The sequence below is a fragment of the Pseudomonas sp. LBUM1668 genome (assembly GCF_059695715.1).
Genome location: NZ_CP166787.1, coordinates 698,979 through 720,342 on the forward strand (window position 1 = coordinate 698,979; position 21,364 = coordinate 720,342).

Annotated in this window: 20 protein-coding genes; 11 read left to right on the forward strand and 9 right to left on the reverse strand. The window is 60.4% G+C overall.

The features are described from left to right. Nucleotides 1-175: 175 nt before the first annotated feature. The 7 genes from ACA061_RS03020 to gcbA all read right to left on the reverse strand — a co-directional run bounded on the left by ACA061_RS03020 (nucleotide 176) and on the right by gcbA (nucleotide 8,869). The gene (locus ACA061_RS03020) at nucleotides 176-1,438 is read right to left on the reverse strand and encodes a DUF3426 domain-containing protein (RefSeq protein WP_150602563.1); all 1,263 of its coding nucleotides are present in this window, start codon (nucleotides 1,436-1,438) and stop codon (nucleotides 176-178) included. Between the two features lie 30 nt (nucleotides 1,439-1,468). Continuing rightward, complete coding sequence (gene prmA, locus ACA061_RS03025) at nucleotides 1,469-2,347, reverse strand: 50S ribosomal protein L11 methyltransferase (RefSeq protein WP_210554207.1); 879 nt, start codon at nucleotides 2,345-2,347, stop codon at nucleotides 1,469-1,471. 269 nt (nucleotides 2,348-2,616) lie between these two features. Beyond that, on the reverse strand, nucleotides 2,617-3,975 hold the full coding sequence (accC, locus tag ACA061_RS03030) for an acetyl-CoA carboxylase biotin carboxylase subunit (protein ID WP_150602561.1): 1,359 nt from the start codon (nucleotides 3,973-3,975) through the stop codon (nucleotides 2,617-2,619). A 17-nt stretch (nucleotides 3,976-3,992) separates the two neighbouring features. Beyond that, the gene (gene accB / locus ACA061_RS03035; RefSeq protein ID WP_150602560.1) at nucleotides 3,993-4,451 is read right to left on the reverse strand and encodes an acetyl-CoA carboxylase biotin carboxyl carrier protein; all 459 of its coding nucleotides are present in this window, start codon (nucleotides 4,449-4,451) and stop codon (nucleotides 3,993-3,995) included. A gap of 48 nt (nucleotides 4,452-4,499) precedes the next feature. Continuing rightward, nucleotides 4,500-4,952 (reverse strand): type II 3-dehydroquinate dehydratase, encoded by a 453-nt coding sequence (gene aroQ, locus ACA061_RS03040; protein WP_025111759.1) that lies wholly within the window; start codon nucleotides 4,950-4,952, stop codon nucleotides 4,500-4,502. A gap of 248 nt (nucleotides 4,953-5,200) precedes the next feature. Next, on the reverse strand, nucleotides 5,201-7,147 hold the full coding sequence (locus tag ACA061_RS03045) for a methyl-accepting chemotaxis protein (protein WP_497300552.1): 1,947 nt from the start codon (nucleotides 7,145-7,147) through the stop codon (nucleotides 5,201-5,203). Between the two features lie 51 nt (nucleotides 7,148-7,198). Next, nucleotides 7,199-8,869, reverse strand: a complete 1,671-nt coding sequence (gene gcbA / locus ACA061_RS03050) for a diguanylate cyclase GcbA (protein ID WP_210554205.1) — start codon at nucleotides 8,867-8,869, stop codon at nucleotides 7,199-7,201. A gap of 422 nt (nucleotides 8,870-9,291) precedes the next feature. On the opposite strand from gcbA, the gene ACA061_RS03055 reads away from it, so the two are divergent. From ACA061_RS03055 to ACA061_RS03085, 7 genes are all read left to right on the forward strand, one after another. Next, the gene (locus tag ACA061_RS03055; protein ID WP_150617947.1) at nucleotides 9,292-10,359 is read left to right on the forward strand and encodes a DUF2333 family protein; all 1,068 of its coding nucleotides are present in this window, start codon (nucleotides 9,292-9,294) and stop codon (nucleotides 10,357-10,359) included. A gap of 3 nt (nucleotides 10,360-10,362) precedes the next feature. Further along, nucleotides 10,363-10,920 (forward strand): NUDIX hydrolase, encoded by a 558-nt coding sequence (locus ACA061_RS03060; protein WP_150617946.1) that lies wholly within the window; start codon nucleotides 10,363-10,365, stop codon nucleotides 10,918-10,920. A gap of 297 nt (nucleotides 10,921-11,217) precedes the next feature. Then, nucleotides 11,218-11,589: a translation initiation factor Sui1 gene (locus tag ACA061_RS03065; protein WP_016984929.1), complete on the forward strand. Its 372-nt coding sequence runs from the start codon at nucleotides 11,218-11,220 to the stop codon at nucleotides 11,587-11,589. A 218-nt stretch (nucleotides 11,590-11,807) separates the two neighbouring features. After that, nucleotides 11,808-13,721: an arginine decarboxylase gene (speA, locus tag ACA061_RS03070; protein ID WP_150602555.1), complete on the forward strand. Its 1,914-nt coding sequence runs from the start codon at nucleotides 11,808-11,810 to the stop codon at nucleotides 13,719-13,721. Nucleotides 13,722-13,954: 233 nt separating this feature from the next. After that, complete coding sequence (locus tag ACA061_RS03075) at nucleotides 13,955-15,298, forward strand: type VI secretion system Vgr family protein (RefSeq protein WP_497300555.1); 1,344 nt, start codon at nucleotides 13,955-13,957, stop codon at nucleotides 15,296-15,298. Next, entirely contained in the window at nucleotides 15,295-16,089 is a 795-nt protein-coding gene (locus ACA061_RS03080) for a DUF4123 domain-containing protein (protein ID WP_210554203.1), read from the forward strand. Before ACA061_RS03075 ends, ACA061_RS03080 begins: the two co-directional genes overlap by 4 nt. A gap of 17 nt (nucleotides 16,090-16,106) precedes the next feature. Beyond that, a complete protein-coding gene (locus tag ACA061_RS03085; protein ID WP_497300556.1) occupies nucleotides 16,107-16,982 on the forward strand; it encodes an alpha/beta hydrolase in 876 nt (291 codons plus the stop codon). On the opposite strand, the gene ACA061_RS03090 is transcribed toward ACA061_RS03085, so the two are convergent. After that, nucleotides 16,976-18,325 carry an MATE family efflux transporter gene (locus ACA061_RS03090; protein ID WP_497300557.1) on the reverse strand — a complete coding sequence of 450 codons (1,350 nt, stop codon included), beginning with the start codon at nucleotides 18,323-18,325 and terminating at the stop codon, nucleotides 16,976-16,978. The two genes, ACA061_RS03085 and ACA061_RS03090, sit on opposite strands and share 7 nt — an antisense overlap. Before the next feature lie 162 nt (nucleotides 18,326-18,487). Continuing rightward, complete coding sequence (locus tag ACA061_RS03095; protein ID WP_150602550.1) at nucleotides 18,488-18,781, reverse strand: hypothetical protein; 294 nt, start codon at nucleotides 18,779-18,781, stop codon at nucleotides 18,488-18,490. A 230-nt stretch (nucleotides 18,782-19,011) separates the two neighbouring features. On the opposite strand from ACA061_RS03095, the gene ACA061_RS03100 reads away from it, so the two are divergent. The 4 genes from ACA061_RS03100 to ACA061_RS03115 are packed head-to-tail and all read left to right on the forward strand — an operon-like array spanning nucleotide 19,012 to nucleotide 21,272. Next, nucleotides 19,012-19,314, forward strand: a complete 303-nt coding sequence (locus tag ACA061_RS03100) for a MazG-like family protein (protein ID WP_007951009.1) — start codon at nucleotides 19,012-19,014, stop codon at nucleotides 19,312-19,314. Then, nucleotides 19,314-20,063: a methyltransferase gene (locus ACA061_RS03105; protein WP_497300559.1), complete on the forward strand. Its 750-nt coding sequence runs from the start codon at nucleotides 19,314-19,316 to the stop codon at nucleotides 20,061-20,063. The genes ACA061_RS03100 and ACA061_RS03105 overlap by 1 nt, the downstream gene beginning before the upstream one ends. A 12-nt stretch (nucleotides 20,064-20,075) precedes the next feature. Beyond that, nucleotides 20,076-20,687 carry a DUF4136 domain-containing protein gene (locus ACA061_RS03110; RefSeq protein WP_497300560.1) on the forward strand — a complete coding sequence of 204 codons (612 nt, stop codon included), beginning with the start codon at nucleotides 20,076-20,078 and terminating at the stop codon, nucleotides 20,685-20,687. Between the two features lie 27 nt (nucleotides 20,688-20,714). Further along, nucleotides 20,715-21,272, forward strand: coding sequence for a DUF4136 domain-containing protein (locus ACA061_RS03115; protein ID WP_150602546.1), 558 nt, complete (start codon nucleotides 20,715-20,717; stop codon nucleotides 21,270-21,272). Nucleotides 21,273-21,364: the final 92 nt, after the last annotated feature.

A 21,364-nucleotide genomic window follows, 5' to 3' on the forward strand; every position in this document is an offset into this window, starting at 1 on the left:
TGAAGTGGGGCCGGATCATGAGAGTTCGAAAAAGGGTTGGCATGATACCCGCTCTCGATGACTGGATAAAGGCTGAATTGAACAAAATCTGAACAGTTATTTTCTTATCGCCAGCGGTTCGGTAGCCCGGCGCGCAGTCAGAAAATTGCCGTCAATTCAGAAACGATGAAGCGATTCACTCGGGCGAGTGAAAACTCAGGCTGTAATTCACCGCTTTAGGGCCTGGATCGAGAATATCCAGCGCGATGTGGATCGGCGTTTGTGGCGGCATTTCTGCCAAACCTTCGAGATCGCCGCTCAAGTATTCGCCGGGTTTGAAGCGCCGACTGGCGATCAGGTGGCCGTTTAGGTCGGCAAACCGCAGCTCCAGCAGCGGAAACGGCTGGGAGAACGTTGCGCGGTTATAAATGATCGCGTCGACCACCAGCGCGCCGTTGAACTCCGGATGGCTGCGCACTACCAGGTTGCTGCTTTTGATTCTGGCAATGTCGACCTTGGACGGCACCGTGCAGCCGATTTGCGGGCAGACTTGCTGGAACCATGGGCGGTATTGATCCTGCCGCGCCAGTTCGTCGAAATGGTAGGCGATGTACTGGGCGGCGAGGCCACCAGCGGCGAGCAACACCAACAGCAGCCAAAGCAGGCGACGGGCCCAGGGTGAGCGGCGCTTTTGCCAGTCCAGTTGCAGCGGGTCGTCAGTCAGGTCCTGCAAGACTTCGGCGCGTACACCGGGGTCTGCGCGCTCACGTTTTTTGCGCTGCGGTTCGAGCAATGGCAGATCGTCATCGCTGTCGTCACTCGCGGAGAGGCGCTCACGGCGGGCATTCGGATCGATCGGATCGTGCAGGCGCAATTGCGGGATCGCCGGTTCATCATCCAGATCCACCGGCTCCAGCGACAGCGAGGGCTCGGTGCGGGCGGCTTTGATCGGTTCCTCGACAACTTCCGGTTCGGCTTCAGGCTCCGCTCTCTCGTCGGCAGGCTTGCTGAACAGGCTGTCGGGCCAGACCGCTTCATCCGGTTCCGGACTGTCGCGACGGGCACTCAGGGAATCTTCGCGCGGACGACCGAATTCGGTGGTCGGCTGGATTTCCCGTTGTTCGAGGCGGGCGAGTTCTTCGTCCAGGTCGAGACTGTCGAGGTCCAGCTCCGAGGCGCTCCATTGCTTTTGGCTGATGGCGCGGGTGACAGGTGGCTCAACGACCGCGGGCGATTCAACCACCGGCGGTGGCGCAACCGGCAGTTGTTCGGCATTGGCAGGTGCAACCGGCGTCACCGCGTCCTTGCCCGCGTGCTGTTCAAGCAGCTGTTTGGCGGCGTTGAACACTTGCAGGCAGGAGCCGCAGCGAACCACTCCGCGGGCCACGCTCAATTGAGCGTGGCTGACACGGAAGCTGGTTTGGCAATGCGGGCACTGAGTGACGAAACTGTCGGTCATGCGGCGATCCGGATTATGCAGGCGGCCATTCTAGCGCCGACGCCCGGTGATGCGCACCCAGCCATCGCGATTGGCGATCGGGTCGAGATCGAAGTCCTGAGCGTAGGCAGCAGCGACTTCTTCACCTTGTTCGGCAAGAATGCCCGACAGCGCCAGACGCCCGCCGGTCTTGACCAGGCTGGCCAATTGCGGTGCCAGCGAAACCAGCGGGCCGGCGAGGATATTGGCGACCAGCACGTCTGCTTTGACCTGCGGCAGATCTTGCGGCAGGTACAGCGGGAACAGCTCATCGGCGATATTGTTGCGCCCGGCATTGTCGCGCGAGGCTTCCAGCGCCTGCACGTCGATGTCGGTGCCGACGGCTTCTTTAGCGCCGAGCAGCAGGGCGGCGATGGCCAGAATCCCCGAGCCGCAGCCGAAATCCAGCACGTTGCAGTCTTTGAGGTCCTGGCCGTCGAGCCATTCCAGGCAGAGCGCGGTGGTCGGGTGGGTGCCGGTACCGAACGCCAGGCCCGGATCCAGCAGCAGGTTGACTGCGTCAGGCTCGGGCGCGGCATGCCAGCTCGGGACGATCCACAGGCGCTGGCCGAAACGCATTGGCTGGAAACCATCCATCCAGCTGCGTTCCCAATCCTGGTCTTCGATGACTTCGCTGTGATGCTCGGGCAGCGGGCTGCCGGTCAGCAATTCGAGGTGGGCCAGCACGGGTGCAGGCTCGGTGCCGCCTTCGAACAGGGCCAGCAGGTGAGTGTGCGCCCACAGCGGAGTGGTGTTGAGTTCCGGCTCGAAGATCGGTTGATCTTCGGCGTCCATGAAGGTCACCGAAACAGCGCCCACTTCAAGGAAAGCGTCTTCGTAGGTTTCGGCTTGTTCCGGGCTGATGGCGAGACGTACTTGCAGCCAAGGCATGGCGGGCACCTTTGAAAAATATTGATTGCAGACTAGCGGCCTGCGAGAAGCGCGCAAGTTTACGCGAGCGCAGGCGGTTTGTGGGAGCTGGATTTGTAGCGCCAATCCCTTGTAGGAGTGAGCCTGCTCGCGATGGCGATGTTGCCGTCAACATAAATGCTGAATGTGCCAGCCTCATCGCGAGCAGGCTCACTCCTACAGGGTTTTTGTGAAACCTGCAGAAACAACAAAGCCGCCCGAAGGCGGCTTTGTCTGGTGCGGGCTGAAGCTTAGTGCTTCTCGCCAGCCAGCTTGTGCTCGAGGTAGTGAATGTTCACGCCCCCTTTGCAGAAGCCTTCGTCACGAACCAGATCACGGTGCAGCGGGATGTTGGTCTTGATCCCGTCAACCACGATTTCGTCCAGGGCATTGCGCATGCGGGCCATGGCTTCGTCGCGGGTAGCGCCGTAAGTGATCAGCTTGCCGATCAGCGAGTCGTAGTTCGGCGGAACGGCATAACCGCTGTACAGGTGCGAATCGACGCGAACGCCGTTGCCGCCTGGCGCGTGGAAATGCTTGACCGTGCCCGGGCTCGGCATGAAGGTCTTCGGGTCTTCAGCGTTGATCCGGCATTCCAGCGAGTGACCGCGGATAACCACGTCATCTTGCGTGAACGACAGCTTGTTGCCAGCGGCGATGCTGAGCATCTCCTTGACGATGTCGATACCGGTGACCATTTCCGAAACCGGGTGCTCCACCTGAACACGAGTGTTCATTTCGATGAAGTAGAAACGACCGTTCTCGTACAGGAACTCGAAAGTGCCGGCGCCGCGGTAGCCGATGTCGATGCACGCCTTGACGCAGCGAGCCAGAACTTCCTGGCGAGCCTGCTCGTCGATGCCCGGTGCCGGCGCTTCTTCGAGAACCTTCTGGTGACGACGTTGCAGCGAGCAATCGCGGTCGCCCAGATGGATGGCGTGACCCTGGCCGTCGGACAGAACCTGCACTTCGACGTGACGCGGGTTGGTCAGGAATTTTTCCAGATAGACCATCGGGTTGCCAAACGCCGCGCCTGCTTCGGTGCGGGTCAGTTTGGCGAACGAGATCAGGTCTTCTTCCTTGTGCACCACGCGCATGCCGCGACCACCACCGCCGCCAGCGGCCTTGATGATCACCGGGTAGCCGACTTCACGACCGATGCGCAGCGCCGTTTCTTCGTCTTCCGGCAGTGGGCCGTCAGAACCTGGAACGGTTGGCACGCCTGCTTCGATCATCGCGTGCTTGGCCGATACCTTGTCGCCCATCAGGCGAATGGTGTCGGCTTTCGGGCCGATGAAGGCGAAGCCGGAGTTCTCGACCTGCTCGGCAAAATCGGCGTTTTCCGCGAGGAAACCGTAGCCTGGGTGAATGGCGGTAGCGCCAGTCACTTCGGCGGCAGCGATGATGGCCGGGATGTGCAGGTAAGACTGAGAGGCCGAGGCCGGGCCGATGCAGACGGATTCGTCTGCCAGACCCAGGTGCATCAGCTCTTTGTCGGCCTTGGAGTAAACGGCGACGGTCTTGATGCCCATCTCTTTGCAGGCACGCAGAATCCGCAGGGCGATCTCACCGCGGTTCGCGATCAGAACTTTTTCCAACTTCGCAGTCATCAAAGGCTCTCCGCAGTTCAAACGATGGTGAACAGCGGTTGGTCGTACTCAACCGGCTGGCCGTCTTCGACGAGGATGGACTCGATCACACCGCTGGTTTCAGCTTCGATGTGGTTCATCATCTTCATGGCTTCAACGATGCACAGAGTGTCGCCTTTCTTCACGGTCTGGCCGACTTCAACGAAGGACGGCGAGGCTGGCGAAGATTTGCGGTAGAACGTGCCGACCATCGGCGAACGGGCAACAGTGCCGTTCAGCGCCGGGGCAGCAGCGGCAACCGGAGCAGCTGCAGCTACAGGAGCGGCGGCTGGTGCAGCGACCGGCGCTTGCATCGGTGCAGGCGCGTAGTACTGCTGAGCCGGGGTCTTGCTGTGACGGCTGATGCGTACGGACTCTTCGCCTTCCTTGATCTCGAGCTCGTCGATGCCGGACTCTTCCAGCAATTCGATCAGTTTCTTAACTTTACGGATATCCATGAATCATCAACTCCCAAGGGTCGGTCAGGGGCGCTTAACGCTTGTCGTTCAAGTCGTTGCCTGTGTTTCAAGCTGTTCTAGTGCAGCCTCCAGGGCCAGTCGGTAACCGCTGGCGCCAAGGCCGCAGATCACTCCCACCGCTACGTCGGAGAAGTAAGAGTGATGGCGGAAAGGTTCGCGCTTGTGCACGTTGGACAAATGCACTTCGATGAATGGGATGCTCACTCCAAGCAACGCGTCACGTAATGCAACACTTGTATGTGTAAATGCGGCCGGATTGATCAGGATAAAGTCCACACCTTCGCCGCGTGCGGCGTGGATGCGGTCGATCAATTCGTACTCGGCATTGCTTTGCAGATGCAGCAGATGATGGCCGGCTTCACGGGCGCGGCGCTCCAGATCCTGATTGATCTGCGCCAGGGTCGTCGACCCATAGGTACCCGGTTCGCGGGTGCCGAGCAGGTTCAGGTTGGGGCCGTGCAGCACCAGTAGGGTTGCCATCTGCGTTGTCCTTGTCATGAATGAGCAGTCGTCAGAACCCGGCGACTATGCCGCAAAGACTTTATGACTGTCCAGTTCTATGCAATAGCCAGCACGATGGCCGATGTTTGCGCAAAATATGTGACCGCGTGATCTGATCCGGTCATTTGTGGCAATTCCTGTAGGAGCTGCCGCAGGCTGCGATCTTTTGATTTTCAGAAGCAAGATCAAAGGATCGCAGCCTGCGGCAGCTCCTACAGGGAATTTCTTTAGACGCGGAAGGCTTGTACGGCCGTATGCAACTGCCCGCCCAGTACCAACAGGTTTTCGCCTTGCTCGCGGCCTCGGCCGATACGCAGCAAGTTATCCCCACCCAACTGATGAATCCGCTCGCTGTGATCGCGAATCTCGCTGACCGCGCCACTTTGCTGCGCGGTGATATCGGCGATGCGGATTGCTGTGTCGGAAATGGTCTGGATCGCACCGACAATCTTGTCCAGCGCACCGTCCGCCGCTTGTGCCTGATTCGCCGTCGCTTCGGCGTGCTCGACTTGCGCACGCATGCCTTCAACCGATTGCCGGGCAGCGGTTTGCAGGCCGGCAATCAGGGTTTGAATTTCCGCAGTCGCCCCGGCCGTACGCTGCGCCAGAGAGCGCACCTCTTCGGCCACCACAGCAAAACCGCGGCCCATTTCCCCGGCGCGCGCCGCTTCAATCGCCGCGTTCAGTGCTAGTAGATTGGTCTGGTCGGCAATCGAGCGGATCACCGTCAGCACGCCGCCAATGGTCGCCGACTCTTCAGCCAGATGTTCGATCATCTGCGCATTGCCCTGCACTTCGCCGACCAAGGCGTGCAGGCCTGTGAGGCTCTGGCCGATGACGGTCTGACCGTGCTCGACAGCCAAACCGGCATGACGGCTGGCATCGGCGGCCTGACGCGCGTCCCCGGCAACTTGCTGGATAGTCGCCTCCAGTTCGCCGAGCGAATCGCGAATCAGCGCCGTGTCTCCGGCCTGATGTTCGGCGCCGCTGTGCAAGTCGTTGCTCAACTCGGCGAGGGTGCGACTGCTGCCCGCGACTTGTTCAGCATTGCCGCGAATGGTCCCGACCAGATCCACCAGATACGCGCGCAAGCGATTCAGCGAGGCCTCGATGTCGTGCAGCTCGCGGTTGGTCTTGCCCAGTTGAATGTCGCGACTGAAATCGCCGTCGGCCCATACGGACAATGCCGGCGCGAGGTTGGTCAGGGTTCGCGCCAGACGCCGCTGCAAGGTGTCGATCAGCAGCGCAATCAGCAGAATCAGGCCGATCATCACGCCTTGCATCAGCCGCACTTCGCCCTGAATTTGCCCGTGCTGGGCACGCACCACCGGTTCCAGTCCGGCGATGGCGTGTTGTACGGCAGCGATTTTCGCGTGGGTGGCGGTGCTGAGTTCGCTGCGTTTCTGGATTTGCTCGCGGGTGCGTGCAAGCTCTGCCGGGTAGCGACCGAGCAGGCTGTTGAGTTCACGTTTGAGGCCGACACCGGCATCCTCGGCAACGGTTTTTTCGCTGCTTTCGATACCCATCATCGCCGCGAAATCGTCGCTGCTCGATTCGTTGCTGGCCACTACACCCAGCAGGGGCAGGGCATCGATCAACTGTGCTTGAGCGCGGATATTGCTGACTTCGCGTTCAACGTCGACCGCCAGTTCACTGCGCCCGCTGCTGACCAGTTTGTCTCGCGCCAGTGAGAGTTTGCCCAAGTGCTGAGAGGCAGCAAGCAGCGGCGTCAGGTAGGCCGCGTTGCCGCTGGCATAGGCGCTGAGCTGGTCGAGGCTGGCACTCAATTCGCGCTCGGCCTGTAACAGCAATGCCTGCGGATCACCGGCCAGTTTGCCGGCGGCGAGCAAATCGGTTTTGCTGAATTCATCGAGGCCCGACAGGCTCGGACGCAACGTATCGGCCAGCGCCGGCGGCAGTTCACCAAGTTCTTTCTGTACGTTGTCGATGGCCTGGCTGGCACTGCTCAAACGCAAGGCATCGCCACTGGCGAGGTAGTCCTCGACGTTGCGCGCCACCTCGTTTTGAAATTGCTGCGACAGCCCCAGATAACGCTCCATCAACAGATACGGGCGTTCCAGCGCTTTTTGCGACCACCACAGCGTGGCGCCGAGTGCGAGGCACACGGCGACCAGCAGCAGCGTATTAAGATTTGTGAGCAACTTCAGGCGCATGACAGCTACCAACGACAGAAATGGTAAGTGCCTGAATTTATTGCGGTTCTATTACAGGGTTATGACCGAATCGGTGGATTCCGATGAAATAGTGGCACTTTGCTTTGATTCCCGCGCCGTCTGCACCCGGTTACGCCCGGCACCCTTGGCACGGTACAGCGCCTCGTCGGCCTGGCTGGCCATCATCAGGCTGTCGGAATCATCGCGCATTTCCACCACGCCGGCGCTGAAGGTGCACCACAAGTCATGAGGTTGCGCCGGGTAGTGGATTTCGGCGAAGCGCTGGCGGATCTCGTCGAGCACTTTATGCGCGGCTTCCATGTCAGTGTCGGGCATGACGATGGCGAACTCTTCGCCGCCGTAACGGCCGATGAAATCGGTTTTGCGCAAACGTTGCTTGAGGAACAGTGCAAGGCTCTTGATGACACGGTCGCCCATCGGGTGGCCGTGGCTGTCGTTGACCCGTTTGAAGTGGTCGATGTCGAGCATGGCAAAGCTCAGCGGCTTGTTCTCGCGACGGGCGCGGAACGAGCAGTCTTCGAGCAATTGCAGGATGTGCGTGTGGTTGTACAAACCGGTGAGGCTGTCGCGCACCATCCGTGCTTTCAAGTTGCGCGCACGGGCAGCTCGGTTGCGTACGGTGGTGATCAGGTGACGCGGCTTGATCGGTTTGGTCAGGAAGTCGTCGCCGCCCTCGCTCATGGCGTCAAGCTGCTTGTCCAGATCGTCCTCGGCCGACAGGTAAATGATCGGCACGCTCACATAACGGTCGTTGTGGCGGATCACCTTGGCCAGTTCGGTGCCGGTGCAGGCTGGCATGTACATGTCGAGGATGATCAGGTCAGGCTGGAAATCTGCCAGTTCAGCCATTGCCTGAATCGGTTCGATCAAGGTGCGGGTGACGATACCGGCGCTGTTGAGCAGGCGTTCGGTGTGCATGGCCTGGGCGCGGGAGTCATCGATGATCAGCACTTTATAAGGTTCGTACTGGGCGACGCAGGTCAGGACTTCGATCTTTTCCAGCAGGCTCGACGCTTCGAGGGTGCCGGTGAGGAATTCCTGGCCGCCGGCGCGCACGGCCGCGAGGCGCGTCGGGGTGTCGGTTTCGTGCAGGCTGAAAAACAGCAACGGCAACGGTTCCTCCAGCCCGACCTGGGCTTCGGCAGCGAGTTTCAAGCCAACGCCGGCACCACTGAAATCCACGTCCATGACGATCGCGGCCGGCAAGCGCTCGACCATCGATGAGCGAAACGCCGCGACGCTGTCCAGCGACTGGGCGCTGAGGCCAAAGAATTCCAGTTGCTTGGCCAGCCGCTCGGCACGGTCGTGATCCTGCAGCATCACGTAGATGGGCTTGCGCAGCGGCGGCAGGAAGGTCTGGTCGAGCTGATCGCCTTGGCGCAGGCCGGTACGCGACAAGCGCTGCATCAAACGATTGAGGTCGGTGATCAAGCCACTGCTCAGGCGTCCACGATTGGCGTCCACTGCTTCCAGCGACTGACTGATGTGGCGCGCGAGCTGGGTGTGTTCAGGCTGTTCGAAGCGCTCGGCAAAGCGCAGCAGGCGCAGGTTGGCCTCACTCAGTTCGGCGAGGTCGACGGTGGACCATTCACTACGTTGCAGGCGCTGCCATATCTCAAGAATCTGACGTGCCTGATGAATTACCCGCTGGGCAAAGTGGTGCTTGAGACGCTCACGGCTGGGGTCTTCTGGCTCGGTCATATCCTGACTACTAGTTAGGGTGCATGCTGAGATCGACTGGTGGCTCTATGCTAGCACCTCTTTTCCCTTAGACGAGTGTCGTACGTCAATAATCTGTAATGCGTCACTATTCAGTTTCTGACCGAGTGGTTTTGTTTTCGCTCTGGATGTCGGCCAAGTCCCTGTAGGCAGGGCGCCTTAATATATAGCGGCTAATATTTCAGGTGACTCTGTGCGTCTCACACCAATGGGGCAAACGAGGTTTTAATGGCTCTGCGTCGAAATAGCAGATGAATGGCATCAGGGATTCCCTTAGATCTGAAAGATGCGTCGAGCGCCTGCACCATTTGCGGCATATCTTCACGCGCAGGTGCCCGGCCTTGGCACGTTGTTGTATGGTTGTGGTCGAACCGTTGACCCCAAGTGATTGAAAGGATATCGCCATGCTGGACTGGAAAAACCGCGCGGGCAGCGCGCCTGAACGTGCCGCCGAGCCCAAGTCGGCCGCCCGCAGCTATGTCGGCGGGCTGTTGTTCAGCCGTGCGTTGGCCACTCTGCTCGGTATTTATTTGTTAGTGACCATTGGCCTGGGCTGGTACTGGAGCCAGGAGCCGGCGTTATTTCCGGTGGCGCAAAACGCGCAACTGGCCGCCGAGAAAGAAGGCAAGCAGATGGTGATCGGCTACACCACGGTCGAGACTCTGAAGACCGTGGCCGGCACCTTGCTCGATAAACCGGGCGGTTACATTTCCAACGACCGTTTTCCCCCAGGCCTGTGGATGGACAACACGCCGAGCTGGGAATACGGCGTACTGGTACAGGTCCGTGACCTGACCCGCGCCTTGCGCAAAGACTTCGCCCGTTCGCAATCGCAATCGGCCGAAGACTCCGATCTGGCCAAGGCCGAACCGCGTTTCAACTTCGACAACAAGAGCTGGATCCTGCCGTCCAGTGAGTCCGAGTATCAGGAAGGCATCAACTCCCTGAGCCGCTATCAGGCGCGCCTGTCTGACCCTTCGCAGAAAAACGCGCTGTTTTACGCGCGCGCTGACAACCTCAACAACTGGCTCGGCGATGTCGGCACCCGTCTGGGATCGCTGTCGCAACGGCTGTCGGCCAGTGTTGGTCGGGTCAAACTCAACACCGCGCTGAAAACCGAAGTCCCGGCCGTCGGCGAAGTGCCGCAGCTTGACGAAGAAGTCGTCGAGACCCCGTGGATGCAGATCGACAATGTCTTCTACGAAGCGCGCGGTCAGGCCTGGGCACTGTCGCACTTGCTGCGAGCCATCGAAGTCGACTTCGCCGATGTACTGGCGAAGAAGAACGCCACGGTCAGCGTGCGTCAGATCATCCGTGAGCTGGAAGCCTCGCAAGAGCCGGTTTGGAGCCCGATGATTCTCAACGGCAGCGGCTTCGGCGTATTGGCCAACCACTCGCTGGTCATGGCCAACTATATTTCCCGGGCCAACGCGGCAGTCATCGACTTGCGTCAACTGCTCAATCAGGGCTGATACATGAGTCAAAACGCCAAAGAGGCGGCCCATCGCGCCGCCTCGGATGCCGAACAAATCGCCTGGGTCGACGAGCAGGACAACCTGCTCGGCGCCTTGGTGCGTGCCGATCTGCGTGAACGCGGGCTGATCGGTCGCGGCACTTACATCATGTTGTTCAATTCCGCCGGTGAGCTTTGTGTGCACCGGCGAACCTTGAGCAAGGCGATCTACCCCGGTTACTGGGACGTGGCGGCAGGCGGTATGGTGCAGGCCAACGAAACCTATGCCGAGTCGGCTGCCCGTGAGCTGGCGGAAGAGTTGGGGGTCAGCGGTGTGGAACTCACCGCCCACGATCATTTTTACTTCGAGGACACCGGCAATCGTCTCTGGTGTTCGGCGTTTTCCGCCGTGTGGGACGGTCCGCTGAAATTGCAGCCGGAAGAAGTCCTGGAAGCGCGCTTCATTCCGGTCGAACAGGTCATGCAGGAAATCCGGCAAAAGCCTTATTGCCCGGACTCTCTGGCCGCTTTGAAGCGCTATCTGAAGGCGCAGCAAAGCGACGTCGCAAAGAACACATAAATTGGCGCCGATTGGCACTTAGCAATTGGGTTTTTTGCCGTTACACTGCGCGACCTTTTCAAGCTGCACCGAATCGCTTGATGTTGGCCTGCTGACTTATTGTAGGAGCTGCCGAAGGCTGCGATCTTTTGATCTTGCTTTGTAAAGATCAGGATCAAAAGATCGCAGCCTGCGGCAGCTCCTACAGTTCAGTCCACATTCCGGTGCAGTAGCGCTGCCCCTGCCTGAGTGGGGCTTCGCGGTCGATGACCTTGCCCAAGGTTGCGATCAGTCTTTGTCCTCCCAAGAGGATTGCCGGTGGCCAAAAAAGCCGCATCCTTCGCCGCCCTTGGCGGTCTGGTATTTTCCACCGACGCAGGTCGTCATTGCCCGGAATGCAGTCAGCCGGTGGACGCCTGTATCTGCAAACAAACCGTGATCCCTGCCGGTGACGGCATTGCCCGCGTGCGTCGCGAGAGCAAGGGCCGTGGCGGCAAGACGGTGACCACCATCACCGGCGTGCCGCTGGCCGAAGACGCGCTCAAGGAGCTGGCGACAACGTTGAAGAAACGTTGCGGCACCGGCGGGGCGTTGAAGGACGGGATCATCGAAATCCAGGGCGATCATGTCGAGCTACTCTTGGCGGAACTGATCAAGCACGGTTTCAAAGCGAAGAAATCCGGCGGCTAGCAGCCTCTGTGAAAGCCACCAGCGGCTTGATCCGGTTCTGACAGGTTCAGCTCCGGCATCGTCTCCATGGTTTTCACAGAGCCTGTTCATGACCGGTTTCTAAACTCCACGCGGTCCGCGCGGTCTACCGCCGCGCTGACGAATCGTCATTTTCATACTTTAGACTGCGCCGGCCTGAGATCAGGCGACGCACTATGACTTCTTTATAGGGGACTTCGATGTCCGTACGACGCACACGCAAAGACGATGGCAGCCAATGGACAGTTGCGGACAGCCGCAGTGTTTACGGGATCCGCCATTGGGGGGCCGGGTATTTCGCGATCAATGACGCCGGTCGCGTCGAAGTTCGTCCGAACGGCCCGAGCAGCTCGCCTATCGACCTGTTCGAGCAAGTCGACCAACTGCGCAAAAGCGGTTTGTCCTTGCCGTTGCTGGTTCGTTTTCCCGACATTCTGCAAGACCGTGTACGCCAGCTGACCGGCGCCTTCGATGCGAACATCGAGCGCCTGGAATACCAAAGCAAGTACACCGCGTTGTACCCGATCAAGGTTAACCAGCAAGAAGCGGTGATCGAGAACATCATCGCCACCAAGGACGTCTCCATTGGTCTGGAAGCCGGCTCCAAGCCGGAGCTGCTGGCCGTGCTGGCGCTGGCGCCGAAGGGCGGCACCATCGTCTGCAACGGTTACAAGGACCGCGAGTTCATCCGCCTGGCGCTGATGGGCCAGAAGCTCGGCCACAACGTGTTCATCGTGATCGAGAAAGAGTCCGAAGTTGCGCTGGTGATCGAAGAAGCGGCGTCCCTCAAGGTCAAGCCACAGGTCGGCTTGCGCGTGCGTCTGTCGTCGCTGGCTTCGTCGAAGTGGGCGGACACGGGTGGCGAGAAATCCAAATTCGGTCTGTCGGCGGCGCAATTGCTGTCGGTGGTCGAGCGCTTCCGCGCGGCCGGTCTGGATCAGGGCATCCGCCTGCTGCACTTCCACATGGGCTCGCAGATTGCCAACCTGGCCGACTATCAGCACGGCTTCAAGGAAGCGATCCGTTACTACGGCGAGCTGCGCAATCTCGGTCTGCCGGTCGATCACATCGACGTCGGTGGCGGTCTGGGTGTCGACTACGACGGCACACACTCGCGCAACGCCAGTTCGATCAACTACGACATGGACGATTACGCCGGTGTCGTGGTCGGCATGCTCAAGGAATTCTGCGACGCGCAGAGCCTGCCGCATCCGCACATCTTCTCCGAAAGCGGCCGCTCGCTGACCGCGCACCACGCCATGCTGGTGGTGCAGGTGACCGACGTCGAGAAGCACAACGACGAGATCCCGCAGATCGAAAACAAGGAATCGCTGCCGGAAACCGTGCAGTGGCTGGTTGACCTGCTCGGCCCGACCGATATCGAAATGGTCACCGAAACCTACTGGCGCGCCACCCACTACATGAGCGACGTTGCCGCGCAATACGCCGATGGCAAGCTGACCCTGGCTGAAAAAGCCTTGGCCGAGCAGTGCTACTTCGCCGTGTGCCGTCGCCTGCACAACTCGCTCAAAGCCCGTCAGCGTTCGCACCGTCAGGTGCTCGACGAGCTCAACGACAAACTGGCCGACAAGTACATCTGCAACTTCTCGGTATTCCAGAGCCTGCCGGACACCTGGGCGATCGATCAGGTCCTGCCGATCATCCCGCTGCACCGTCTCGACGAAGAGCCGCTGCGCCGCGCGGTGCTGCAGGATCTGACCTGCGACTCCGACGGCAAGATCAACCAGTACGTCGACGAGCAGAGCATCGAGACCAGCCTGCCAGTACACGGCTTGAACGAAGGCGAGGACTATCTGTTGGGCGTGTTCCTGGTCGGCGCCTATCAGGAAATCCTCGGCGACATGCACAACCTGTTCGGTGACACCGACTCGGTGAACATCTACCAGAACGCCGATGGCAGCGTGTACCACGCGGGTATCGAAACTCACGACACCATCGAAGACATGCTGCGTTATGTGCACTTGTCGCCGGAAGAACTGATGACCCACTACCGCGACAAGTGCGCCAGTGCCCGCATCAGTGCCAGCGAGCGCACGCAATTTCTCGATGCCTTGCGTCTGGGCCTGACCCGCTCCTCCTACCTGTCTTCCTGAGACCAGGTTGCTGTCTCGCCGGGTTGTCTGAAATTTTCCCTATTGCTGTGGAAAATTCGGATGACCCGGTGGGATATATCCCAAAATCTTCGCGATATGTTTGGCTATCCCGGTCAGCAAAGTGATCCGGTCTGCTTTTCGCGTAGGTCATTTCCTAAGTTGTACTTCAGCTCTCTACTCGGCCATGGCTCTCGGCGAGAATCCCCGACCGCCCCTCCTGTAGAGATCCGCCTATGTTCGATCCAGTCAACGAGTCGTCATTTCGTCTCGATGTAGCGGGCCTGTCCGACCCTTTCGAAGTCCTGGCCTTTACCGGTAGCGAAGCCCTCAACGAACCTTTTGCGTTCGAAATCGATGTGTTGATCGACGATCCGCAACTGGATCTCGCCGGCCTGCTTTATCGTTCGGCGTTCCTCTGTTTCGGGCCGTCGGGGGAGGGTGTGCACGGGCAGTTGCAGAGCCTTGTCCAGCATGAGCACGGACACGGTTCGCGGTTGAGCCGGATCCATCTGGGACCGAAACTCGCTTGCCTTGACCTGCGCATCAGCCAGCGGATCTTCAGTGGCCGTTCGGTGCCACAGATCATCGAGCAGGTGCTCAGGGAACACGGGATCGTCGGTGCCCAGCGACGCTTCGAATTGCGTGACGACTACCCGGCCCGCACGTTTTGCACGCAATACCGCGAATCGGATCTGCAACTGCTGCAGCGCTTGTGCACACAGGCGCGTATTCACTATTTCTTCGAGCATACCCACGACCGGCATTGCCTGGTGTTCAGCGATGACCCGGCGCATTTTCCGCTGGCTAGCGCCGCGCTGTATCAAGGTGAACAAGACGAAAAAAGTACCTGTCCTGCCGTTCACCATTGGCAGTTGCATGAAGCCATGCAGGCCGGCTCGCAAGGTTTGCGGCAGGCAACGAATGCCGAAGGACGCAGTGATCTTGCGGCGCTGCGCAGCGGGCATTGGCTGCGCCTGGTCGGGCATCCTTTCCCCGAATGCAATCGGCAATGGTTGTTGACCCGAATCGAACACAGCGCTGACCTGTCCCTTGATCTGCCGTACGCCAACCGTTTGTTTGCCGCCGCGCAGTTACCCTCATCGGCGCCGTCGCGCTTGCGCATGCACAGCCTGCAACGGGCCTGGGTGGTGACCGTAGACGAACCGCAACCCGACCGTTTCAGGCCGGTGGCGGTGCAGTTCGACTGGCTCTACCAGGGCGAAGGCGCGGCGCCGAGTCATTGTTGGCTGCCGCTCGCGCCGGCCTTGGCCGAAGCACCAATGGCGGCGTTGGGCGATGGTGTCGAAGTGGTGGTGAGCTTCTTTGAGGGTGACCCGGATCAGCCAATGATCAGCGGCGTTTTACAGTCGTCAGTCGCTGCTGCGCAAACCAGCGATGCGCCAACGCCGCCGCTGCCGGACAGCCTGGCGAGTGAAGGCTTGCAGCAAATGCTGACGTCAGGCGAGCCATTGCTGTTGTTGTGCCTGATCCCAGGAGGCGGCAGTTTCAACCATTGCACAGAGGCGGTTTGCAGTTGTCGGCTGGTCACCACGCTTGAACAGAGCAGCGCAAGATGAGCGGGGTGGCGCTTGAGCCGGTAGCGCAATGGCTGTTGCTCGACGGCGCGGATGCAGCGCGGGCCTTGACGACGCTGAGCAAGGGTTTCGCCGGCTTGCCGAGTTTCAAACTGTTCGACGGCACCGAGTTTGAGCCGGTCAGCGACCACGGTCCTGTGCTGGTCGATATGCGTGACAGTCCGGCGCTGGCGTCGTTGTGTCACAGCGATCCGGATACCTGGCGCGGGCTGTTGCTGGGCAGCGAAGCGTCGGCGCAGGAACTGCTGAGCCACTTGCAGCGCATGCTCACGGTTTCGTTCGGGTTGAGCCATCGGGCCTTGCTCAGTTATTACAACCGCCAGACCGCGAGCTATTTTTTCGACGCCTGCGACGCCGCAGAACTGAGTCGCTGGCTCGGGCCTATCCGCCTGTTGCACTGGTTCGGTGGCACTTGGGCCGACCGCGCCATCGGCAGTCAGGGCTGGCAGCAGTTGCGCAATCCGGGTCTGAGCGTGGAGCCGTTGAGCATCGAAGAAAGCCTTACCCGGCGACAGTGCGAACGCTTGCAAACCTGCCTGCTGGAGCAACACATCTGGCGCTGGTGCCAATCGTTGGGAACTGATTACGCGGCGATCGCCTCCCATGTTCAGCAGGGCCTGGCGCTGGGTTTCAGCGACCGCACCGTGCTCGAAGGCTGGTTGTGGCTACGCTTGCAGCATCCGCGTGCAGTGCTGGTGCCGCCACCGCAGGATTTGACCCAGCAAGAGCGGCTTGAGCATGTGCGGCGCCAGTGGCGCAGCGATCAAATTTGACCTGAGGTTCGGCGCGTATGGCAGGTTTTTTTCGTCAAAGATTCGCTGCAATGTTCGGCGCTTTGTTGCTGTTGGCATTGAGTGCCTGTTCGCCGGTCAAGCTGCTCAATGCGCTGACGCCGGACAGCACGTTCGTCAAAACTACCGGTATTGCTTATGGCGACGATCCACGGCAAAAACTTGATGTGTACGTGCCGCGTCACGCCTTGTCAGATGCCCCGGTCGTGGTGTTTTTCTACGGCGGCAGTTGGAACAGCGGTGCGCGCGAGGACTACAACTTTGTTGGCGAGGCGTTGGCGTCGCGGGGCATTGTCGCGGTTGTGGCGGATTATCGGCTGTATCCGCAGGTGCGTTATCCACTGTTTCTGCAGGACGGTGCGCGGGCGGTGGCATGGACCAAGGCGCACATCCGCGAGTTTTCCGGCAATCCACAGCGTTTGTACTTGATGGGGCACAGCTCGGGTGGCTACAACGCGGCGATGCTGGCACTGGACGGCGATCTGCTCGCTGCGGCGGGCATGTCCCCCAAGGACCTGCGCGGCTGGATCGGTCTGGCCGGGCCATACGACTTTCTGCCGATCGAGAATCCCGCTGTGCGGCCGGTGTTTTTCTGGCCGGACTCACCGCCGCAATCGCAGCCGATCAATCATGTCAGTCGCGGTGCGCCGCCTGCGTTGCTGATCGCGGCGAGCGAGGATGATCTGGTCAACCCGACGCGCAACACCGGCGGCCTGGCGTACAAACTGCGCGCGGCCGGGGTGCCGGTGCAGGATTTCTACTATTCGCGACCCAATCACATAACGCTGGTGGCGACGCTGTCGCGACCGTTACGTGGACTGGCGCCGGTGCTCGATCAGGTGGTCGGCTTCATCAAGCACACGCCGGCTCAGTGAGCGGCGCCGGTGAACCAGCCGTCGTTGCGCTTCAGCCACCAGGCTTGCGCACCGAGGGTCAGGCTGCGCAGCACCATGAACAACAGGAACGTTATCCACAGGCCATGATTGCCCAGACCTTGCAGCGCCCAGGCGAACGGCAGGAGCAACACCACCGTCATGAGCATGCCGTTGCGCATTTCCCGGGCCCGGGTGGCGCCGATAAACAGACCGTCGAGCAGGTAGCTCCACACCGCAACCAACGGCAGCACGGCGAGGTAAGGCAGGTAAACGAATGCAGTGTCGCGTACGTTCTGGATGTCGGTTTGCATCTCGATGAACAAGTGCCCGGCCAGGACAAACAGCAGGGCAAAGCCGAGACTGGCGATCAGTGACCAGCCACCGGCAACCACCAGTGAACGGCGCAAGGCGAGGCGATCACGCGCACCGATGGCGTGTCCGCAAAGGGCTTCGACCGCGTGGGCCAAACCATCCAGAGCATGCGCAGTCAGTAACAAACCATTGAGCAGCAGCGCGTTGGCGGCGACCGTCGCATCACCGAGTCGAGCGCCTTGCACCGTGATCAGAAAAAACACCGATTGCAGCGCCAGGCTGCGGATGAAGATATCGCGATTGACCGCCAGCAGCGGTCGCCAGCTCTGCCACACCTTCAACGCGGCCCAGGCGATGTGCCCGGGATAGGCGCGCAACGCTTTGCGGGTCAGCAGCAAGCCGAGCAGGGCGCCGCTCCATTCGGCGATGACCGAGGCACGAGCGGAGCCGACCACGCCCCAGTCCAGGCCGATGACGAACCAAAGATTGAGGACGATGTTGATCAGGTTCGTCGTCAGCAGAATCGCCAGCGGCGCCCGCGCGTTCTGGGTGCCGAGGAACCAGCCCACCAGCGCATAACTGGCCAGCGCGGCAGGGAGGCCGAACAACCGGGTATGGAAGAACTCGCGAGTGAGCTGATCAAGCTCTGCCGACGGCTGCATGAAATGCAACGCCACGCCGCTCAGCGGAACACCCAGGGTGCCGAGTACCAGCGCCAGACCCATCGCCAGCAGCAAACCTTGCAACAGAATCTGCCGCAGCGCCGCGCCATCACTGCGCCCGGCCGCTTGTGCGGCGAACCCGGTGGTGCCCATGCGCAGGAAACCCATGGCCCAGGCGAGAAAGGTATACAGGCTGGCGCCGACCGCCACTGCGCCCAGTTGATGGGCGTGGGGCAAGTGGCCGATGACGGTGCTGTCGACCAGCGCCACCAGTGGCACGGAAATATTGGAAAGGATCATGGGCGCCGCGAGCACCCAGACCTTGCGGTGAGTCGGGCGGTCGCGCCAGTCGGCAATCAGGTTGGACATGCGGGCTCCTTGGGGGAGCGGGCATTGTAGCGATTCATCTGGCTCGCAATGCGATCCAATGTAGGAGTGAGCCTGCTCGCGATAGCGGTGGGTCAGTCAAAATTGATTTGAATGACCCACCGCTATCGCGAGCAGGCTCACTCCTACAAGGGTTTCGTGGGGTCAGTGAATAATCCAGCTCAACAACCACAACCCCAGCAACAACCAGATAATCCCGGCAATGATCGACGCATTCATGAACGCACGGATCGCCGACCACAACAGCATCAGCCCGACAATCAGGGCGATGATGCTGATGATCGAAGTGTCCATCCCCAACGTCTTGGCCAGGCCGTCGACAAAGTTGCCTCCGGCGTTGCTCAGTATGTTGAACAAACCACTGAGACCATCAACGATAAAGCGGATGACCGCGCCGAGTGCCTGGCCGAGCCATTCGAAAAAGCTTTCTACCTGCATGTGTGCATCCTGAGAAATTGGCATTGAACCTTGGGCCGCAGCACCTATGGCCGAGTTCCGTGGCGGAAGTATGGCGTAAACCTGTAGGAGCTGCCGCAGGCTGCGATCTTTTGATCCTGCTTTTGAATTCAAAAACCAGAAATCGAAAGATCGCAGCCTGCGGCAGCGCCTACATGGGCCTTGCCTTCAAGCAACATCCCCCCGAAGCTATACGCCTCCAGGAGAACCCGATGAACCTTGTTGAACTGACCGAACGCCTGCACGCCATTCGCGATCGCAATGACTGGCGGCAATTTCACAGCCCGAAAAACCTTGCCATGGCCGCCAGCGTCGAGATGTCCGAACTGGTGGAGATCTTCCAGTGGCTGACGGAAGACCAGTCGCGCCAGTTGCCAGCGGACAAACTCGCCCACGCCGGGCAGGAAGTGGGCGACATCGTGTTGTATCTGTTGCTGCTGTGCAGCGAGTTGGGGTTGGACATGAATGAAGTGGTGCGCAGCAAACTCGCCGACAGCGAACGGCGGTTCAGCTGATGAGCGACCGGCATTTCGATCAGTTGGCGACGCGTTTCGCCGAAAAAATCTATGGCGGTGCCAAAGGTGCCATTCGCCTCGCGGTGTTGCAGGCTGACCTTGCCGAAGCGCTGCCGGATCGCCCGTTGCGGGTGCTCGACATCGGTGGCGGTCTGGGCCATATGTCGCTGTGGCTGGCAGAGCGTGGGCACGATGTGACCTTTACCGAGCCGGCCGAGCCGATGCTCGAAGGCGCTCGCCAGCGCTTTGCCGATGCGGGGCAGGCTGCGACATTCATTCAGGCGCCGTGGCAGGAATTGCCCGGCCAGCTCACTGAACCCTACGACCTGGTGATCTGCCACGCCGTGCTGGAATGGCTGGCCGAACCCCACGCGATTTTGCCGGTGCTGCACCAATTGACCAAACCCGGTGGCTGGTTGTCGCTGGCGTTCTACAACCGCGATGCGCTGATCTACCGCAATCTGCTCAAGGGTCATTTCAAGAAGATGCGCAAGAACGTCATGGCCGGCGAAAAGCAGAGCCTGACCCCGCAGCAGCCCCTCGACCCGCGAGAACTTGCAACGCAACTCGAAGGCATGTGGCAGGTCGAAAGCCAGAGCGGAGTGCGGGTTTTTCACGACTACATGCCGGTGGAATTCCAGGCCCGCGTCGAACTCGCGGATTTACTCGAGATGGAGCTCGCCCACCGTCGTCACCCAAGCTTCGCCGGGCTTGGGCGCTACTTGCACTGGATCTGCCGGCCGATCTGATCGGAGCGCGACATGAAAGCTCAATCCGGATTATTGCTCATCTGTCTGGGGTTGGCTGCCTGCCAGGGTAGCAACCCGTATGTGGCGCAGTCGCGGCCCTTGCCCCCGGCGCCGCCGCAAGCCGCCAACACGTTTGACCGCAGTGCCTACCCGGCACCACCGCGTGATTATGGACGCTATCGCAGTTGGGCCTGGCTCAACGGGCAATTGCCGCCGGGCACTGCGTGGGCGGATTCGGCGCAAGTGGCCGAAGCGGTGAGCAATGCGCTGGATCAGCGTGGTTTACGGCCGTTGCACGACAATCGCCCGGCGGATCTCTTCGTTACCGCCGACCTGCGTCTGGAAACCCGCTTGCGTCAAGAGCGGGACGATTACGGCTACTACGGCGGATACGGCAGCTATGATCGTTACGGACGCGGTTACGGCATGTACAACACCGTACCGATCGTCCGTACTTATCAGGAACAGGTCGTGGTGGTGCAAGTCGATCTGTTCGACGCCGTCACCGGTCAACCGGTGTGGAGCGCCAGCGCCGAAACCGCCAACAGGGGCAGCCAGAGCGACCGCACCGATGCAATTCGCGAGGCTGTGGAAAAGGCGATGTCGGCGTATCCTCCGAGTTAGCTTCCTGCCTACGAGTGGAGAAAACCCATGTTCCGCCGTCTCGCTTTACTGGCCATGGCCGCGCTGCTCAGCGCCTGCGCCTCGAACCAGGTCAACCACGACTTTGATGCCAGCCGCGACTTCGCTGCCTATCGCAGCTGGAGCTGGAAAGATCCCGCCCTGCAATATCGCCCGGATGACCCACGGATCAAGAGCGACCTGACCGAACAAAGGATTCGTCAGGCGGTGACCGATCAGCTCGATCAACGGGGTTTGCGTCCCGCAGCGGCAGGCGCCAAGGGTGACGTGAGTGTGCAGACCTACTTGATCGTCGAGGATCGCCAGCAGCAAGTGACGACCAATTACGGCGGCGGTTGGGGTGGCCCATGGAATGGTTACTGGGGCGCGCCGATGTACAACGAAACCCGCAACATCACCTATAAGGTCGCAACCATCCAGGTCGACTTGCTCGATGGCAAGGACGGCAAACTGGTGTGGCGCGGCAGCGATGAGCAGATGCTCGCCAGCAGGCCGAATCCAGAGGACCGCAGCAACGCCATACGCGAGACAGTCGCGCGCATCCTCGCCAACTATCCACCGCGCTAACTCTGTATAAAAAGGGAACCCTTGGGGTTCCCATTTTTTTGCCCAACACAAACTCCCTGTAGGAGCTGCCGAAGGCTGCGATCTTTTGATGT

Coding starts and splice junctions, on each gene's coding strand:
- ACA061_RS03075 (WP_497300555.1), top strand. CDS start 13,955: ATGTTCGATCCAGTCAACGAGTCGTCATTTCGTCTCGATGTAGCGGGC.
- speA (WP_150602555.1), top strand. CDS start 11,808: ATGTCCGTACGACGCACACGCAAAGACGATGGCAGCCAATGGACAGTT.
- aroQ (WP_025111759.1), bottom strand. CDS start 4,952: ATGGCAACCCTACTGGTGCTGCACGGCCCCAACCTGAACCTGCTCGGC.
- prmA (WP_210554207.1), bottom strand. CDS start 2,347: ATGCCTTGGCTGCAAGTACGTCTCGCCATCAGCCCGGAACAAGCCGAA.
- ACA061_RS03080 (WP_210554203.1), top strand. CDS start 15,295: ATGAGCGGGGTGGCGCTTGAGCCGGTAGCGCAATGGCTGTTGCTCGAC.
- ACA061_RS03105 (WP_497300559.1), top strand. CDS start 19,314: ATGAGCGACCGGCATTTCGATCAGTTGGCGACGCGTTTCGCCGAAAAA.
- ACA061_RS03110 (WP_497300560.1), top strand. CDS start 20,076: ATGAAAGCTCAATCCGGATTATTGCTCATCTGTCTGGGGTTGGCTGCC.
- ACA061_RS03090 (WP_497300557.1), bottom strand. CDS start 18,325: ATGTCCAACCTGATTGCCGACTGGCGCGACCGCCCGACTCACCGCAAG.
- gcbA (WP_210554205.1), bottom strand. CDS start 8,869: ATGACCGAGCCAGAAGACCCCAGCCGTGAGCGTCTCAAGCACCACTTT.
- ACA061_RS03045 (WP_497300552.1), bottom strand. CDS start 7,147: ATGCGCCTGAAGTTGCTCACAAATCTTAATACGCTGCTGCTGGTCGCC.
- accC (WP_150602561.1), bottom strand. CDS start 3,975: ATGACTGCGAAGTTGGAAAAAGTTCTGATCGCGAACCGCGGTGAGATC.
- ACA061_RS03020 (WP_150602563.1), bottom strand. CDS start 1,438: ATGACCGACAGTTTCGTCACTCAGTGCCCGCATTGCCAAACCAGCTTC.
- ACA061_RS03085 (WP_497300556.1), top strand. CDS start 16,107: ATGGCAGGTTTTTTTCGTCAAAGATTCGCTGCAATGTTCGGCGCTTTG.
- ACA061_RS03060 (WP_150617946.1), top strand. CDS start 10,363: ATGAGTCAAAACGCCAAAGAGGCGGCCCATCGCGCCGCCTCGGATGCC.
- ACA061_RS03055 (WP_150617947.1), top strand. CDS start 9,292: ATGCTGGACTGGAAAAACCGCGCGGGCAGCGCGCCTGAACGTGCCGCC.
- ACA061_RS03095 (WP_150602550.1), bottom strand. CDS start 18,781: ATGCAGGTAGAAAGCTTTTTCGAATGGCTCGGCCAGGCACTCGGCGCG.
- ACA061_RS03100 (WP_007951009.1), top strand. CDS start 19,012: ATGAACCTTGTTGAACTGACCGAACGCCTGCACGCCATTCGCGATCGC.
- ACA061_RS03115 (WP_150602546.1), top strand. CDS start 20,715: ATGTTCCGCCGTCTCGCTTTACTGGCCATGGCCGCGCTGCTCAGCGCC.
- accB (WP_150602560.1), bottom strand. CDS start 4,451: ATGGATATCCGTAAAGTTAAGAAACTGATCGAATTGCTGGAAGAGTCC.